Source organism: Ensifer sp. R1-3, from assembly GCF_056739175.1.
Genome location: NZ_CP096517.1, coordinates 1,091,605 through 1,107,425, shown reverse-complemented (window position 1 = coordinate 1,107,425; position 15,821 = coordinate 1,091,605). Strand labels below are relative to the sequence as shown.

Below are 15,821 nucleotides of genomic sequence, written 5' to 3'. Positions count from 1 at the left end.
ACAGGAGCCGTCATGACCAGCCCGATCTTCGACCTTTCCGGCCGCCGCGCTCTTGTTACGGGAGCAAGCCGCGGCATAGGGCAGTCTATCGCCCTCGCTTTGGCCGAGGCCGGTGCGCACGTGGCCGTGACCGCGCGAACGGTAGAGGGTTTGGCCGAGACCCGGGCACTGATCGAAAAGGCTGGCAGGCGCTCGGTGGCGCTTGCCCAGGATGTCCGCGACGTCGAAGCCTGCGCAAGCGTCACGAGAGCAGCGGCTGAGGGTTTGGGCGGTCTCGACATCCTGGTCAACAATGCCGGGTTCGAGAATGTCCGGCCTTCCTTCGATGTAGACGAGGCGCTCTGGGAAACGATTGTCTCGACCAATCTGAAGGGCGCCTTCTTCTGTGCCCAGGCGGCGGGCCGGATCATGGCGGACGCAAACGGCGGCGCGATCGTCAATCTCTGTTCCCTGACATCCTACGTCGGCATTCCGACGGCGGTACCCTACGGCGCCTCGAAATCCGGCCTACTCGGCGTGACGCGTGCCCTGGCAACCGAGTGGGCAGCGCACAACATCCGGGTGAACGCCATTGCTCCCGGCTATTTCCGCACTGCCATGACTGAGGGCTTCTACGAGGACGAGGACTGGCAATCCCGCATGCTGGAAAAAATCCCTCAGCGGCGCTTTGGCAAGGAAAGCGACATCGGCGGTGTCGCGGTTTTCCTCTGCAGCGATGCGGCTGCCTATATCACGGGGCATTGTATTCCTGCCGACGGCGGCTACCTCGCCTCGATCTGATCCGTGCGCGAACCTGCATGAGTGCTCCGTGTGGGGTGCAAACCGTACGACGGACCCGTCTTGCCTGCTTGTCATTCTGTCCGTCGCTGCCAAACTGTCAGCGGCTTTGCGCCTTGCTTTCGCACGTGCACAAAAAATTGGCATACAGAATTGCAGCGCAAAAAATGCGCAATGCCGGTTGACGGTACTTGTACTAATATGTATAGACAACTAGGCGTAAAGGCTGGTGGAGTGCCTTCCCGCCGGGTGGAATAGAATAAAGCTTCGCCGCGGTCTCATCGGTTGGAGCAAGACAGGGGAATCGTATGGGCGTTGTTGCTGCTGGTCTCCGTCCGACCGGATCCGTCAATCCGGTCGCTGTTTCCGTCAAGGACGTCGGCATGGCTTTCGGCGATGTTCACGCTGTCAGGAATGCCTCATTCGACCTCCCGAAGGGGCGGTTCCTGACCATTCTCGGCCCGTCCGGATCCGGTAAGACGACACTGCTGCGCATGATCGCCGGTTTCGACCGGCCGACCCACGGTGAGATCTTCATCAATGGGCGGCCGGTCAGTGCCGTGCCGCCGCACAAGCGCGCCATCGGTATGGTGTTTCAGAAGCTCGCGCTTTTTCCGCATATGACGGCGGCCGAAAACGTCGCCTTTCCGCTCAAGATGCGCCGCCATGACGCGCGCACGATCCCGGAAAAGGTCGAGCGCTATCTCGATCTCGTGCGCCTTGGCGGCTACGGAGACCGACGGATCAATGAGTTGTCGGGCGGCCAGCAGCAGCGTGTCGCCATCGCCAGGGCGCTGGTGTTCGAGCCCGATCTGCTGCTGCTCGACGAACCGCTTGCCGCGCTGGATCGCAAGCTGCGCGAGGAGATGCAGCTCGAGTTCCGCCGCATCCAGAAAGAGCTCGGCGTCACCACGATCAACGTCACCCACGATCAGCGAGAGGCGCTGGTGGTTTCCGACGAGATCATCATCATGAATGGCGGAGCCATCCAGCAAAAGGCCCGGCCGGTCGATGCCTATCGCGCGCCGTCGAATGCCTTCGTTGCCAACTTCATCGGCGTGACCAATTTTCTCGAAGGAAGGATCGTTGAACTTACTTCGACGCAGGCCGTGTTTGAAACGAACGGTGTACGTCTCGTCGGCATCGCTGCCGATGCCGCTCTCGCGCCAGGTCTATCCTGCAGCGGAGCGCTTCGTGCGGAACAAATACGCATTGCGCCCAGGGGCGGGCGGCTCGATGAGTTGGAAACGCTGGTCGACGGCCAAGTGGTCGATTGCATTTTCGAAGGCGATCGAGTCGTTTACGAGATCCGGGTTCCGGATCTGGCAGGCGTGCTGATGCGCGTCTTCGATCACGATCCGGAATCCCAATTGCAGTTCGGTCCGGGCGACGAGGTTCGCCTCGGCTGGAATGCAAGGGATATGCATGTCTTTCAAAAGTGACCCCCAGAAGGTCCAGCCAGAGGAGAACCTGTAATGTCGCATGAAAAGTTCCTGTCCGCGCAGATCGGCCGCCGGACGCTGCTTGCGTCCATGGCCGCGGCCGGCGCTTCGGCGGGTCTTTCGACCCTCGGCGTCAGCCGCGCCTTTGCCCAGGAGCCGGAAAAGCCGGCCGAGATCATCGTTCGCGCCTGGGGCGGCAGCTGGGTCGATGCGCTCAAGGCTGGCGTGTCCGACAGCTTTACCAAGATGACCGGGATTGCCGTCCGTCACGACCTGACCGAGGACAACGAGATCCAGCCGAAGGTCTGGGCCGCCGTTGCCCAGAAGCGCGTCCCGCCGATCCACATCAACTGGGATACGACGACGAACGCCACCAAGTCCGCTTTGCGCGGCGTGACCGAAGACCTGTCCGACCTGCCGAACCTCAAGAACGCCACGGATCTCGCAAAGCCGGTCGGCCTCGACGGCTATCCGATCGTCAACACCTACGGTTATGTCTACGTGCTCGCCTATCGCCCGTCGGCCTTCCCGAACGGCGCGCCAAAATCCTGGAAGGATCTGCTCGACCCCAAGCTCAAGGGCCGGATCGCATTGTATAACGACGGGATCGGCTTCCACTTCCCCGCACAAGTCGCCGGCGGCGGTAAACTCGAGGACATTCCCGCCAACATGCAGCCGGCCTGGGATTTCATCTCCAAGATCAAGGAGCAACAGCCGCTGCTCGGCGAGGACCCGGATTTTACCACCTGGTTCCAGAAGGGCGAGATCGACGCCGCCTGCACCATCTCGACCAATGCGCGCGAAGCCAAGAAGAACGGCATCGAGATCGCCTGGGTCGTGCCGGAGGAAGGCGCCAAGTTCGACACCGACGGCCTTTGGATACCGAAGGGTCTGCCCGAGAACGAGCTTTACTGGGCCAAGCAATATATCAACCACGCCCTGACCAAGGAAGCGCAGCAGATCTGGCTGGACGGTCTCGGCTTGCCCGGCGTCATCCCCGGCATCACGCCGCCCGCCGATCTCGTGGGCGATCCCTCCTATCCAACAACGGAGGAGGACTTCAAGCAGCTGATCCGTATCTCGGCCAAGGTACAGGTCGAGAACGAGAGCCAGTGGTTCGCCAAGTTCAAGGAAATCATGCAGGGCTGATGCCTTATCTGCCCGCCGCACCCCTTGCGGCGGGCAGCCTTCTCTCGTGAAACAGGATCGTTGCCATGCGCGCTCCCCGTGCTGCATATCCCCTGACGTGGCGTGTCATGGATGTCCTCGAACGCCTTGCGGCCATCGTCTGGCCATCGAGCTTCCAGCGGGGCCTGCCCTATCTCATGCTGATGCCCGCGCTCGTGCTTGTGGGCCTTTTGGTGCTCGGTCTCGTCCAGATCGGCGACACGAGCCTGAGAACGCTCGACACCAATACCTTCCTGATGTCGGAGAGCTACACGCTCGCCAATTATCAGCGTGTTCTGACCGAAAGCTTCTTCGCGACCGTTGCCGGCCGCAGCCTTGTCGGTTCGGTGATCGTGACGGTGATCACCCTGCTGCTCGCTTTTCCATATGCCTACCTCATGGTGCGTACGCCGTCGTCCGCCCTTCGCAAATTTCTGCTGGTTGCGCTTTTCCTGCCCTTCTTCATCGGGCAGGTGGTGCGCGCCTATGGCTGGCTCATCATTCTCGGCAACCAGGGCATGGTCAACGAGGCGCTCGGTCTCGTCGGCGTGCCGCCGATACGTCTGCTCTACAACTACCCGGCGGTACTGTTCGGCCTCGTCCAGTACATGCTGCCTTTCGCGGTGCTGATGCTCGCACCGGCTCTGACCGCTATCCCGAGCGAACTCGAGGCCGCTGCCGCCTCGCTCGGCGCGGGCTGGACCCGGACATTCCGCCACGTCGTTCTGCCGCTCTCCCGGCCGGGGCTGGTCGGTGCCGGTTTGGTGGTATTGACGCTGTCGCTCACCGACTTCGCCATTCCCGCCATCCTCGGCGGCGGCACGCAGGATTTTATCGCCAACGCGATATACGACCAGTTCTTCCGCACCTCCGACCAGGGCATGGGTGCCACGCTGTCGCTGATGCTCGTTGCGGTCGGGTCCATGCTCGTCGGCGTCGTCTTCATGCTGTTCGGTGCAGGTACGCTCGCCATGACGGGAGACCGCAAATGACGGGCAGCAAAAGCAAATCCTTCGTCCTGTGGGCCTTCGTCACGACTGCACTTTTGATGCTGTCCGCGCCCACGGTCGTGGTGCTCGGAGCCTCCTTCACCGCCGGCAACATCATCACCTTCCCGCCGGACGGCCTGTCGCTGAAATGGTACGGCGCGATCGCCCAGGCAAGTGACCTCAGGCAAGCTTTTGTTCGTTCGCTGATCGTTGCCACGATATGCACCCTGGTCTCGATCCCGGTCGGCACGCTCGCCGGCATCGCATTGGCCAAGTATCGGGTGCGGTTTGCCCGTTCGATCCAGATCTATCTCTTGTTGCCGTTCACCATTCCGCTGATCGGTTCCGGCATCGGCATGATGCTGGTACTCGGCAATATGGGCGTTCTGGGAAAATTGTGGCCGGTCGGGATCGCCTGCGCTGTCATCAACCTGCCCTTCATGATTTGGGCTGTGACGGCGAGTGCCAGCAATCTGTCGCCCGATCTGGAGCTGGCGGCGGCCAATTGCGGAGCCCCGCCGCTGCAACGCTTCCTCTACATCACGCTGCCGGCGGTCCTGCCGGGCGTGATCACGGGATCGCTGCTGATGTTCATTCTGGCGCTCAACGAGTTTCTGGTCAGCCTGCTGCTGGTCGACGCCCGAAGCGTGACGCTGCCGGTCCAGATCTACAATTCCATCCGCTCGATCATCACGCCGGACCTGGCCGCGATCTCGGTCGTATTCATCGCCTGCGCCGGTCTCGCGATCGCGCTGCTCGACCGCCTGGTCGGTCTGGATATCTTCCTGAAATCGAAATGACCCTCCGGCCCCAACTGGCCAGATACAAGGACAAGACGATGACATCAGTGTCTTTCTACGAATATTCGAAGCTGAACGCCGAAGAGAAGGCCGCCTTGCTGCGCCGTTCGGAAACCGACATATCGGGCTTCATCGAAAAGGTCGCGCCGATCCTCGAAGCGGTCCGCACCGAGGGCGACAAGGCACTGGCACGCTTCGGCCGCGAACTCGACAAGGCCGATGTAACGGAAGCCAATCTCAAGGTTACGGCGGCAGAGTTCGATGCGGCCTTCAAGCTGGTTGATGCAAGTGTCCTCGAGTCCGTTCAATTCGGCATCGACAACATCCGCAAATTCCATGAGGAGCAGAAGCCAGAAGCCATGTGGCTGAAGGAGATCCGCCCCGGCGCTTTTGCCGGAGACCGCTTCACGCCCATTCAGTCGGTCGCGCTCTACGTCCCACGGGGCAAGGGCTCCTTCCCGTCGGTGACTATGATGACATCGGTCCCGGCCGTGGTTGCAGGCGTCCCAAACCTGGCCATTGTCACGCCGCCGGCGCCGGACGGTTCGGTCGATGCCGCGACGCTGGTTGCTGCACGTCTCGCCGGCGTTGAAACCGTCTACAAGGCGGGCGGCGCGCAGGCCGTTGCTGCCGTCGCCTATGGTACCGAAACCGTCAAGCCGGCGGTGAAGATCGTGGGTCCCGGCAGCCCGTGGGTGGTCGCCGCCAAGCGCTCGCTCTCCGGTGTGATCGATACCGGTCTTCCCGCCGGTCCCTCCGAAGTGATGATCCTTGCCGATGATACGGTCCATGGCGGCCTTGCCGCGCTCGACTTGCTGATCGAGGCCGAACATGGCCCTGATTCCTCGGCCTATCTCGTTACTCACAGCCGCCGCGTTGCCGAGGAGGCGCTCGCAGCCCTGCCAGAACACTGGGCGAGGATGACCGAACAGCGCACCGCCTTCTCAAAGACCGTGCTGAGCGGAAAGACGGGGGGCATCGTCCTCACCTCGTCGATTGAGGAAAGCTACGAGTTTGTCAACGCCTATGCGCCGGAGCATCTGGAGCTCCTGTCGGAACAGCCCTTCATTCATCTGGGCCACATCACCGAAGCTTCCGAAATCCTGATGGGCACCCATACCCCGGTCAGCATCGCCAACTTCTCGCTCGGACCGAACGCCGTATTGCCGACCAGCCGTTGGGCCCGCACGTTCGGTCCGCTGTCGGTCGCTGATTTCGTCAAGCGCAGCTCGATCGGCTATGTCACGGCACCGGCCTATCCGGAATTCGCCAAGCATTCCCATAATCTGGCGATCTACGAGGGTTTCTCCTCGCATGCGCTTGCCGTATCGCCCGTGCGCGATCGTTATCTGAAGAAGGGCGCCTGAACCATGAAGGCTGTGCGGCTTTACGGCGCAATGGATTTGCGGGTGGGAGAGGTCGCCGAACCGTCGGCTCCGCCGCCGGGCTTCGTCAACCTTGAAGTAAGGGCTGCTGGCATCTGCGGTTCCGACCTTCACAACTACCGTACCGGCCAATGGATCTCGCGCCGGCCCTCGACGGCAGGCCATGAATTCTGCGGTCGCGTGACTGCGATCGGAGAGGGCGTCAGTCACGTGGTGCGGGGAGACGTCGTCTCGGCGGACTCACGCATGTGGTGCGGCACTTGCCCGGCTTGTACGAGCGGCCGCAGCAATGTCTGCGAGACCTTGGGCTTCGTCGGCGAGATTTGTGACGGCGGCTTTGCCGAGGCAGTGCAATTGCCAGCCCGACTGGTCGTGCGCCACGATCCGCAGCTTTCGCCCCATGTTGCCGCCATGGCCGAGCCGCTGGCAGTGGCCTTGCATGCCGTACGTCGCCTTGCCATTCCGGCCGGCGAACCGGTCCTCGTCATCGGCTGCGGCACGATCGGTGGGTTGAGCGCGCTTCTTCTGTCCCGGCTGCATGATGGTCCGCTGCTGCTCGGCGATCTGAACGCCGACAAAGCCGCCCTTGTCGCTGAGGTGACTGGCGGCGCGGTCGTTGCTCTTGACAGGGCGGTGGTCGAGGCCGCGCTTTCCGGCGGAAGGGTGCGCTATGCACTGGATGCCACCGGCAGCATCCAGGCGATCGCCCGAGCTCTCGACATTCTGTCGGGCGGCGGAGCGCTGGCGCTCGTCGGCATCGGCCACGGCAAGCTCGATTTCGATCCGAACATCATAGTGGAGCGGGAGATATCGCTCGTCGGCTGTCATGCCTTTGCCGGCGAGTTGCCTGAGGCCGTCGGGTTGCTCGTCGATCTCGCGCCCGCGCTGCAACGTTTCATCGAGGTGCTGCCGGCGCTCGACGATGTGCCTGAGGCTTACGAAAGGCTGCTGCGGGGCGAGAGCAAGGCGCTCAAGACCATTATTGAGGTGGCGGGCTAAGTCCAGTCCGTCATGTCATTTCAGATGCCGGCTCACTCGAGGCGGCGGTGGAGGCAGTGAACCATGAATACGCTTTCAGATTCCGCATCGCCGCTCTATGAGAAGGTGAAGGACTTTGTCCTCGGTAACATCGGTAGCGGCAAGTGGGCCCGCAACAGCCGGCTTCCGTCTGAGAACGAGCTAGTGGCGGCACTCGGCGTCTCCCGCATGACCGTTCATCGGGCGCTGCGGGAACTCACTTCGGAGGGGCATCTGCGCCGCATTCAGGGTGTCGGCACCTTTGTGGCTCCGCCAAGGCCCCAGTCGACATTGATCGAGATCAGCAACATCATCACCGAGATCAGGGCGCGCGGTAGCCGGCACCGGGCCGAGGTGTTCGTGCTCGAGCGCATCGAACGACCGGAACCAGAGCTTCTGCTCGCCTTCGAGTTTGAGGCGGTGAACCCCGTTGACCATTCCGTCGTCATTCATTTCGAGAACGACCTGCCGGTCCAGCTCGAGGAGCGCTACGTCAATCCCAATCTCGTTTCCGGCTATATCGACCAGGACTTTGCCGCAGTCGCCACCTATGACTACCTTCAGAATGCCACGCCGTTGACCGAGGTGGAGCACCTCATCAGCGCTCTGCCGGCCAATGCTGAACAGGCTCGCCTGCTGAACGTTCGCCCTGGTGACTGCTGCCTGATCCTGCACCGCAAGACCTGGACAGGGCCGGTCGTCGCAACCGTCAATACCTTCACCTATGTCGGCAGCCGCTACTCGCTCGGCAGCCGCTATCTGCACGGCGGCAAGTGACCGCCGTTCCTATGCCCAGAAAGACCCATCCGGAAAGAACGCCATGAGCCAGCCCACGAGCCGCACCGCGGAAATAAGAAAGGTCGCCAAAACCGGAGACGGCAAGGCGGAACAGTTGCTGGCCGAGCTGCTGCGTGATCTCTTCAGGATCGAGGCAAGGAACGTCGCGATCAATCACGACCAGTACAGCCTCAATTCGCTCAATGGCTTCTTCGAGACGGAGAACGGCGCCTTCTTCTTCAAGTTCCACCAGGAAGAGGGAGAAGAGGCCATGAGCGGCGAATATTATCGCGCCGACATCTTGGCGCGCGCCGGCCTGCCGGTGGACCAGCCATTGCTGATGTCGGTGCTTCCTGGCGAACAGATACTCGTCTATCGCCGACGCACCGATCCGCGTTTTTCAGATGTGCTGAGGGCATTGGACTTGAAGGACGATGCCGCGGCGAGGGGAAGGGCGGTTGAGGCCGAACGCCGGCTGAGCGAAGCCGTGCTGAAGGTCTATCTTGCCACACTGCATACGGTGGGTGCGAGGGAGGTTGCGGCCGAGCCGATCCACCGTCTGTTTTACGAAAGGCTCGTAGACCCTTCGGCAGCAAGCTATCCGGGCGGGCGCATGGCAAGCTTCTATGTCGGCAAGGACTTTGCCTTTCCCAACCTGACACTCGATTGGGAGACGCTCTCGCGCTGCCGGTTTGTGGTGAACGGCATCGAATACAGCGACAGTATCGGCGCCCTGTTCGATGCCGCGCATGAGCGGCTGAACCCCGCGCGGCTGGCGGATGCCGGGGGAGTGGTCGCGCATGGCGACGCCCACAATGCGAATGTCTGGTACGAGGAGCGCGATGGCGGGGCACACTTGTCCTTCTTCGATCCCGCCTTTGCCGGCGAGAACATTCCTGCATTGCTCGCCGAGGTGAAGACGACCTTCCACAACATCCTTGCCCATCCGCTGTGGCTCTACGATCCCGCCATGGCGGCCGGGCGCTACAAGGCAAGCGCAGTGCTTGATGGCGCTCTGCTCCGCGTTACCACCGATTTCGCGCCGAGTCCTGTCAGGCGGGCGCTTCTCGACGTAAAGGCAGAGGCACTTTGGCGTCCGCTGCTTAGCGAACTGAAGGCGCGGGGCATGCTTCCGGCCGACTGGCGCCGGGTCATCCGGCTTGGCCTTTTCCTCTGCCCAACGCTGGTGATGAACCTGCGGGCTAGCGCAACGACCCATAACGCGATTTCCTCCCTGATAGGCTTCTCCGTCGCGGTGATGGCCGGAAGCGAGCCGGTTGCGGGAGACGATTTAATTTCCCGCTTCATCGACACAATCGATCCGGACAACGGCTGACATGGCGCTGGTCAACATCGACGACTTTCGCGATCTCGCCCGGCGGCGGCTGCCGAAGATCTTTTTCGACTATATCGACGGCGGTTCCTTCGAGGAGGAGACGATGCGGGCGAATCGCTCGGACTTCTCCCGCCTAACCCTGCGCCAGAACGTGCTGGTCGAGCCGCAGCCGCAGGACCTTGCCACGGCCTATCTCGGGAAACGTCATCCCCTGCCGTTCATGCTCGGGCCGGTCGGCTTCCTCGGCCTCTATTCCGGCAAGGGCGAGGTCAAGGCCGTGCGGGCGGCGCATGCCGCGGGCATCCCCTTCTGCTTATCAACCTTTTCCATCGCCTCACTCGCCGACCTTCGGATCGTCACGGACGGGCCGCTGCATTTCCAGCTCTATGTGCTGGAGGATCGCTCGCTCTGCGAGGAATTCCTACGAGCGGCAGAATACGCCGGCGTCGACACCCTGTTCGTAACGGTCGACACCGCCATTACGGGTATTCGCGAACGGGACGTGCGAAACGGATTCCGATCGCTGACGCGGGTGACGCCGGACCTCCTCGCGCGCCTCGCGCTGAAGCCGCGCTGGCTTGCAGAGGTGGTCCTTGCCGGCATGCCGTCGGTCAGGGCTATCGAGCACCGGCCGGAATTCGGTCGCGGCGCGCTGGAGCAGGCGGCCAATCTCTCGCGCCGAATCGACAAGACGCTGTCGTGGAAGGACATCGCCTGGCTGCGCCAACGCTGGACGGGCAAGCTCGTGATCAAAGGCGTTCTCACGCCCGCTGATGCTGTGCGCGCTCGCGATCTCGGCTGCGATGGGGTGGTGGTTTCCAACCACGGCGGACGCCAGCTCGACGGTGCCCCGAGCACGATCCGAGCCCTGCCCAGCATTCGCGCCACCGTGGGAACCGACTTCTGCCTTATGCTTGACGGCGGTATCCGCCGCGGCGCGGACGTCATCAAGGCGATCGCACTCGGCGCAGACGGCGTGATGCTTGGCCGGGCTTATGCCTACGGCCTCTCGGCCGCCGGGCAGGCGGGGGTGGCCGAGGTGATTGCCATCCTCGAGCGCGAGATTTCGATCAGTCTTGCGTTGATGGGGATTGCCTCGGTCGAGCAACTCAAGGCTCTCGGCGCGGAAGCCGTCTCGACACTCTGACGGAGCGCCGCGCGCCGTTTTTTAGGGCCGGGCTGCTGCTGCCGCCCCCATCGTCATCCGCCCCCCATCCCTTCTAATCATCACCAAGCGGCTCCTCTGCCTGCTGACCTGTCGCTTGGCAGATAAATGGGGTCTTCCTCACTTTGTGTGGTGGCGATTTTGGTCAAGCGGCAGCACGCGTGCCCTGAGCAGCTCCGGGCCAGCTCTGCCATAGATTGCACGCTTGATTGTCTTCAGGCGGTTGATTTCGCCTTCCCCCTGGCCGTTGCTCCTGGTGGCGCTGACGTTTGTGGCGGCCGTTGATGCGCCGGAGCGATTCCGCTCCTCGCGCGCGGTGGGGCCGCACTTGGGATTGACGCCGAAGAAGTGTCAGTCGGGCGAGACCGATCATAGCGGTCGCATCTCGAAGATCGGCGATGGCAGCGTGCGAACCGCGCTCTACGAGGCGGCCAATGTCAATCCTGACGCGACCGGTCAAAGGCTCCGATCTGAAGGGTTGGGCGTTGGCGGTCGCAAGACGTGCCGGCCCCAAAAAGGCGCGCGTGGCGCTGGCCCTCAAGCTGGCGGTGGTGTTGCATTGCATACTCAGGGATAGAACTTCATTGCTCATAAGGGAGCGCCAGCCCTGGCGGCTTGATCGGAGGAGACGACGAGACAGGCTTTCGGACGGGCACAGCCATCAGCCCTCCGCAGCAAGGTCCCTTCGCCGGGACGATGGATGGGTTAGGCCGCTATGCGATCAGCAGCACGCGGTGACTGCGCTTCTAAGATTGGCCAACCGGTCCTCAGCAGACACCATAGAGCAGCGGCAAAGCTCCGACTGCGGACAGAAGCAAGCCCTCGGCGACGGATTAAGCGCACAAGGGATTGACGCAAAGCCCGTTACAGAAGATCGCATAAGGTATCAATTGGACGGGGGCGTTAAGCCCGGCCGACACGCAGTTCGTTTGCACATCCCGGACCAACACAGCGAAAGTGTCGGTCGATTACACTTTAGGTAGTATCTGATGATGGTCTTGCGGATGGACTCTTGCCGTTTGTCGTCAAGCACCCCGATGCCCGTCCGGTCGACCGCCCTTGCGATCCACCAACAACGTTTCGTCCCACCGTTTCCTCAAGGCTAATTCGCGCTTCTCGAAAGACGGGGGTGAATGAAGAGAAGGGCCGATCGAATCGCATCAAGTCCATCACGTCGGTAGGCGCGTTCGGCCAGAGGGTCCCAAGAGGCGACTCTGTCCGGCATCGATTCAACTGTGCACCGGGCCGGGTAGAATGCCTTTCAGGATCGTCTCCGTAATTGTCGTTGCGGCTGCTTCATAATCCTCCGCTTTCAAACGCGCCTTCCTTAGCCCGTCGGCGGCGATGGGCTCAAAATCCGCGTAAAACTGCGTTGAAGCCCACAGCATGATGAACAGGTGGCGCGGATCAACCGGCAGCAACTTTCCGGCCGCAATCCAACCCTCCACGACCGCCACATGCGCATCCGTGACGTGGCGCATATGGTCGCGATCCTTCTTCTTCAGGAACCGCGCTCCCTGAATGATCTCACTGGCGAAGAGCCGGGACTCGGCGATGTTCTTGCGCGTGTAGTCGAGCTTTGCCTTGATGTAGAGCCGGAAGGCCTCCGCCGGCTCACGCTCGGGCGAAATGTATTTTAGCGCCTCGTCCCAGCTGGTAATGAGGTGCGCAATGATGGCCCTGTAGATCTCCTCCTTAGAAGAGAAATAGTAATAGACGTTGGCCTTGGGCAGGCCCGAGGCCTCGGCGATCTCGGCGATCCGCGTACCATCAAAGCCCTTGCGCGCGAATATCTCGATCCCAGTTTTGATGATGAGGCGCATGTTGCGTTCGCGGATGCGCTCCTCTGGATCCCGTGCTGCCGTTGCCATGCGATCTCGTCCCTCTCACGTCGCCGCTTCCTACCAGGCAATCATGCGTGGCGGCGAGGTCGTTTCCGCAATTGCCGCGTTTTACGGCGAAATGCAAGCGCGCCACTATTCAAAAAACCGACGATCTGGTCAAAAAAAACTGACCCATTCGTCATTTTTTTCCTTTAAAAAGTTGACACTTTGGTCAGCTTTTGTCTAGTCTCATTTCAACGAACGCAGGGGAGCGGCGTGATGCCGGCACGACTGAGAGAGGCGATGGCAGAATCGCTCGCCGGCTGGCAAGCCGACCTGCCGCATGCCTGGCGGGATGCGCTCGGACCCGTCGAAGAGGATTTCGACCGCATCGATGCCGGGCTCGATCTGGAGGCCTGGGAGCCGATCTTTCCCGCACGCCGCGGCAAGACCTTTCCCGGCCAGCCCCGGGGTGCCCATGTCCTCGCCGCCTTCGACGGCATCGCGCCGAACGGCGTCCATTGCATGATCCTTGGCCAGGATCCCTATCCGGAACCGGGTCTGGCAACAGGTCGCGCCTTCGAGGCCGGCAACCTGGCCGCGTGGAACGAGCTGGACAAGATGTTCTCCAAGAGCATCCGTGCCTATATGCAGCTCATTGCGGCCGCGCGTCTCGGCGATGAGAGTCTGGCGCAAAGCTTCGACCGCTGGCCCGACGTGCGACGTCTCTTGTGCGACCCCGCCGGCCCGTTCGAGGCACCCGGAGTGATTGCCGGTCGCTGGGTGGGCGAGGGCGTGCTGCTGCTCAACGCGTCGCTGACGCTCTCGCGCTTCCGGGTCGATATCGATCCGCATCAGTCGCGCGGGCACCTTCCTTTCTGGCGACCCTTGATGCTGCGTGTGATCGATATGCTGGTGGCGCGGGGTGAGCCGGTCGTGTTCCTCGGATTCGGCGCGGCGGCTGCGGACATTCTTGCGGAAGCAAGCATTCGCGAGGGGCATGCGGGCCATGTCGGCTATGTCCAGCGCGAGCATCCCGCCTTCGCCGACAAGGTGCTCGGCCGGGAAAATCCTTTCCTTCTCTGCAATTCCTATCTGGAGGCGATGGGCGGCCGGCCCATCGCATGGTGAACCATGGCGTCTACCCCGGAATATGATTTCATCATCGTCGGCGCGGGTTCGGCCGGCTGCGTTCTCGCGAACCGTCTGTCGATGGACCCTGCGAACCGCGTGTTGCTCATCGAGGCTGGCCGCAAGGACCAAAATCCGCTCTTTCGGTTGCCAATGCTAATGGGCAAGCTTTTCCATTCGGGCATCTACAACTGGCACTATCACACGGAACCCGAGCCCTATCTCAACGGCCGGTCCCTCTACTGGCCGCGCGGCAAGGTGCTGGGCGGAACCTCCACGATCAACGGCATGATCTACGTGCGTGGCAATCGCCACGACTACGACCGCTGGGCGCAGCTCGGCCTGCCCGGCTGGTCCTATGACGAAGTCCTGCCGGCATTTCGCCGCTCGGAAGCGCATATCCAGCGCAATGGGGAATTTCACAATGTGGACGGCGAGCTCACTGTCTGCCGTGCCCGTGGCCACAATCCGTTGATGGACGTGTTCTGCGAGGCAGGACTGCAGGCCGGCTATCCTCAGAACGACGACTTCAACGGTGTGACCCAGGAAGGGTTTGGCCGATACGATTTTACCATCCGCAAGGGCAAGCGTTGGTCCACATCCTGGGCCTTCCTGCGCCCGGCGCTCGGCCGAAAGAACCTTACCGTACTGACGGGCGCTGAAACGACGCATGTCCTCATCGAGGGTGGCCGGGCATGCGGCGTCGGATATTTGAAGGACGACAGGCCCGGCCTCGCGCGTGCAGGTCGCGAAGTCATCCTGTCCGCCGGCGTGGTCAACTCGCCCAAGGCGCTGTTGCTTTCCGGCATCGGGCCGGCAGACGAACTGAGTGCCCTCGGCATCAAGCCGACGCTCGATCTTCCCGGTGTCGGCAAGAACCTCCAGGATCACGTCGACTGCGTCATGAGCTGGGAATGCCGCGAGCCGGTCACGCTGTTCGGCGACCTGCGCGCCGACAAGCTCATTCCTGCTGTCGCGCAAGGGATGCTATTCGGCGAGGGTATCACGACGACGTTTCCCTACGAGGCGGGTGCCTTCATTCGCTCGAACGACGGCCTCGTCTCGCCCGACATCCAGCTGCATTTCATGCCGGCGCTGGAAAAGACCGCCAACCTGCATTTCCCCAATCCCTTCGCCAAGAAGCGGGCGGTCGAGGCAGATCACGGCTTCACTATCCGGGTCGGACCCGTCAATCCGGCGAGCCGCGGCGAGATCACGCTACGGTCGGCGAACCCCACCGACAAACCGAAGATCCAGGCGAACTACCTCCAGTCCGATTTTGACGTCCGCACGATGATTGACGGCATCCGGCTGACGCGCGACATCGTCGGCCAGAGGGCTTTCGACCGCTATCGCGGCAAGGAGCTGGCGCCCGGGCCGGAAGCAAACGACGACGCTGGGTTGACCCGCTGGCTACGGGCCACGGCCATGACGACGTTCCACCCTGTTGGCACCGCCAAGATGGGTAACGATCCCATGGCGGTGGTGGATGCGCAGCTCAAGGTCCATGGCATCGCGGGTCTGCGTGTCGCCGACGCCTCGATCATGCCGATCATCTCGAGCGGCAACACCAACGCGCCCGCCATCATGATCGGCGAGAAATGCGCCGAATTGATCCTGAACAGCTAAGGGAGTGATCCGATGATCCTCGAACACCGCACCTATACGTTCAAGCCCGGCACGGTCGACAAGTGGATGAAGAAATACGAGGCTGACGGTCTCCCGGTGCAGAAACGTCATCTCAACAAATTCGTCGGCCTCTACGTTTCGGAGCTCGGCACGCTTCACACCACCGTTCTCATGTGGGCCTACGACAGCCTTGCGGATCGCGAGGCGCGCCGCTCGGCCATGTACGCCGATCCGGATTGGAAAAAATTCATCTCCGAGGTCTGGGCGCTCGATGCGATCCAGAAGCAGGAGGTGATGATCATGAACCCTGCATCCTATTCGCCGCCGCTTTGAGACGACCAGGCACGTGTCGCCATTGCCCGCGTGTCGGAATGCGCATGACA

At 62.1% G+C, this 15,821-nt stretch carries 14 protein-coding genes and 1 pseudogene; 14 read left to right on the top strand and 1 reads right to left on the bottom strand.

What is annotated here, in order from left to right:
- Positions 1-12: 12 nt before the first annotated feature.
- From M1D43_RS30305 to M1D43_RS30255, 11 genes and pseudogenes are all read left to right on the top strand, one after another.
- Positions 13-780 carry an SDR family NAD(P)-dependent oxidoreductase gene (locus tag M1D43_RS30305; RefSeq protein ID WP_017263983.1) on the top strand — a complete coding sequence of 256 codons (768 nt, stop codon included), beginning with the start codon at positions 13-15 and terminating at the stop codon, positions 778-780.
- A 305-nt stretch (positions 781-1,085) separates the two neighbouring features.
- Positions 1,086-2,219 carry an ABC transporter ATP-binding protein gene (locus M1D43_RS30300; RefSeq protein ID WP_127624241.1) on the top strand — a complete coding sequence of 378 codons (1,134 nt, stop codon included), beginning with the start codon at positions 1,086-1,088 and terminating at the stop codon, positions 2,217-2,219.
- A 33-nt stretch (positions 2,220-2,252) separates the two neighbouring features.
- Positions 2,253-3,368, top strand: a complete 1,116-nt coding sequence (locus M1D43_RS30295; RefSeq protein ID WP_010967208.1) for an ABC transporter substrate-binding protein — start codon at positions 2,253-2,255, stop codon at positions 3,366-3,368.
- A gap of 65 nt (positions 3,369-3,433) precedes the next feature.
- Positions 3,434-4,378 carry an ABC transporter permease gene (locus tag M1D43_RS30290; protein ID WP_088195837.1) on the top strand — a complete coding sequence of 315 codons (945 nt, stop codon included), beginning with the start codon at positions 3,434-3,436 and terminating at the stop codon, positions 4,376-4,378.
- Positions 4,375-5,175 carry an ABC transporter permease gene (locus M1D43_RS30285; RefSeq protein WP_010967209.1) on the top strand — a complete coding sequence of 267 codons (801 nt, stop codon included), beginning with the start codon at positions 4,375-4,377 and terminating at the stop codon, positions 5,173-5,175. The genes M1D43_RS30290 and M1D43_RS30285 overlap by 4 nt, the downstream gene beginning before the upstream one ends.
- A complete protein-coding gene (gene hisD / locus M1D43_RS30280) occupies positions 5,172-6,542 on the top strand; it encodes a histidinol dehydrogenase (protein WP_088195836.1) in 1,371 nt (456 codons plus the stop codon). Before M1D43_RS30285 ends, hisD begins: the two co-directional genes overlap by 4 nt.
- A gap of 3 nt (positions 6,543-6,545) precedes the next feature.
- The gene (locus tag M1D43_RS30275) at positions 6,546-7,559 is read left to right on the top strand and encodes a zinc-dependent alcohol dehydrogenase (RefSeq protein ID WP_088195835.1); all 1,014 of its coding nucleotides are present in this window, start codon (positions 6,546-6,548) and stop codon (positions 7,557-7,559) included.
- A 63-nt stretch (positions 7,560-7,622) separates the two neighbouring features.
- Positions 7,623-8,354, top strand: a complete 732-nt coding sequence (gene hutC, locus M1D43_RS30270; RefSeq protein ID WP_088197695.1) for a histidine utilization transcriptional repressor HutC — start codon at positions 7,623-7,625, stop codon at positions 8,352-8,354.
- A gap of 43 nt (positions 8,355-8,397) precedes the next feature.
- Positions 8,398-9,690, top strand: coding sequence for a hypothetical protein (locus M1D43_RS30265; protein ID WP_498814622.1), 1,293 nt, complete (start codon positions 8,398-8,400; stop codon positions 9,688-9,690).
- Position 9,691: 1 nt separating this feature from the next.
- Positions 9,692-10,837, top strand: a complete 1,146-nt coding sequence (locus tag M1D43_RS30260) for an alpha-hydroxy acid oxidase (RefSeq protein WP_498814620.1) — start codon at positions 9,692-9,694, stop codon at positions 10,835-10,837.
- Between the two features lie 271 nt (positions 10,838-11,108).
- Positions 11,109-11,436, top strand: a pseudogene (locus M1D43_RS30255) (transposase); the annotation flags it as partial.
- 648 nt (positions 11,437-12,084) lie between these two features.
- Here M1D43_RS30255 and M1D43_RS30250 read toward each other — a convergent pair.
- Positions 12,085-12,726, bottom strand: a complete 642-nt coding sequence (locus M1D43_RS30250) for a TetR family transcriptional regulator C-terminal domain-containing protein (RefSeq protein ID WP_088195832.1) — start codon at positions 12,724-12,726, stop codon at positions 12,085-12,087.
- 255 nt (positions 12,727-12,981) lie between these two features.
- Between M1D43_RS30250 and M1D43_RS30245 the strand changes: the two genes are divergently transcribed.
- From M1D43_RS30245 to M1D43_RS30235, 3 genes are read left to right on the top strand one after another with little or no spacing between them, the layout of a single operon-like run.
- Positions 12,982-13,809, top strand: a complete 828-nt coding sequence (locus M1D43_RS30245) for a uracil-DNA glycosylase family protein (protein ID WP_088195831.1) — start codon at positions 12,982-12,984, stop codon at positions 13,807-13,809.
- 3 nt (positions 13,810-13,812) lie between these two features.
- A complete protein-coding gene (locus M1D43_RS30240) occupies positions 13,813-15,438 on the top strand; it encodes a GMC family oxidoreductase (RefSeq protein ID WP_498814619.1) in 1,626 nt (541 codons plus the stop codon).
- Between the two features lie 12 nt (positions 15,439-15,450).
- The gene (locus M1D43_RS30235; protein WP_014528773.1) at positions 15,451-15,771 is read left to right on the top strand and encodes an NIPSNAP family protein; all 321 of its coding nucleotides are present in this window, start codon (positions 15,451-15,453) and stop codon (positions 15,769-15,771) included.
- The last annotated feature ends 50 nt before the right edge of the window (positions 15,772-15,821 follow it).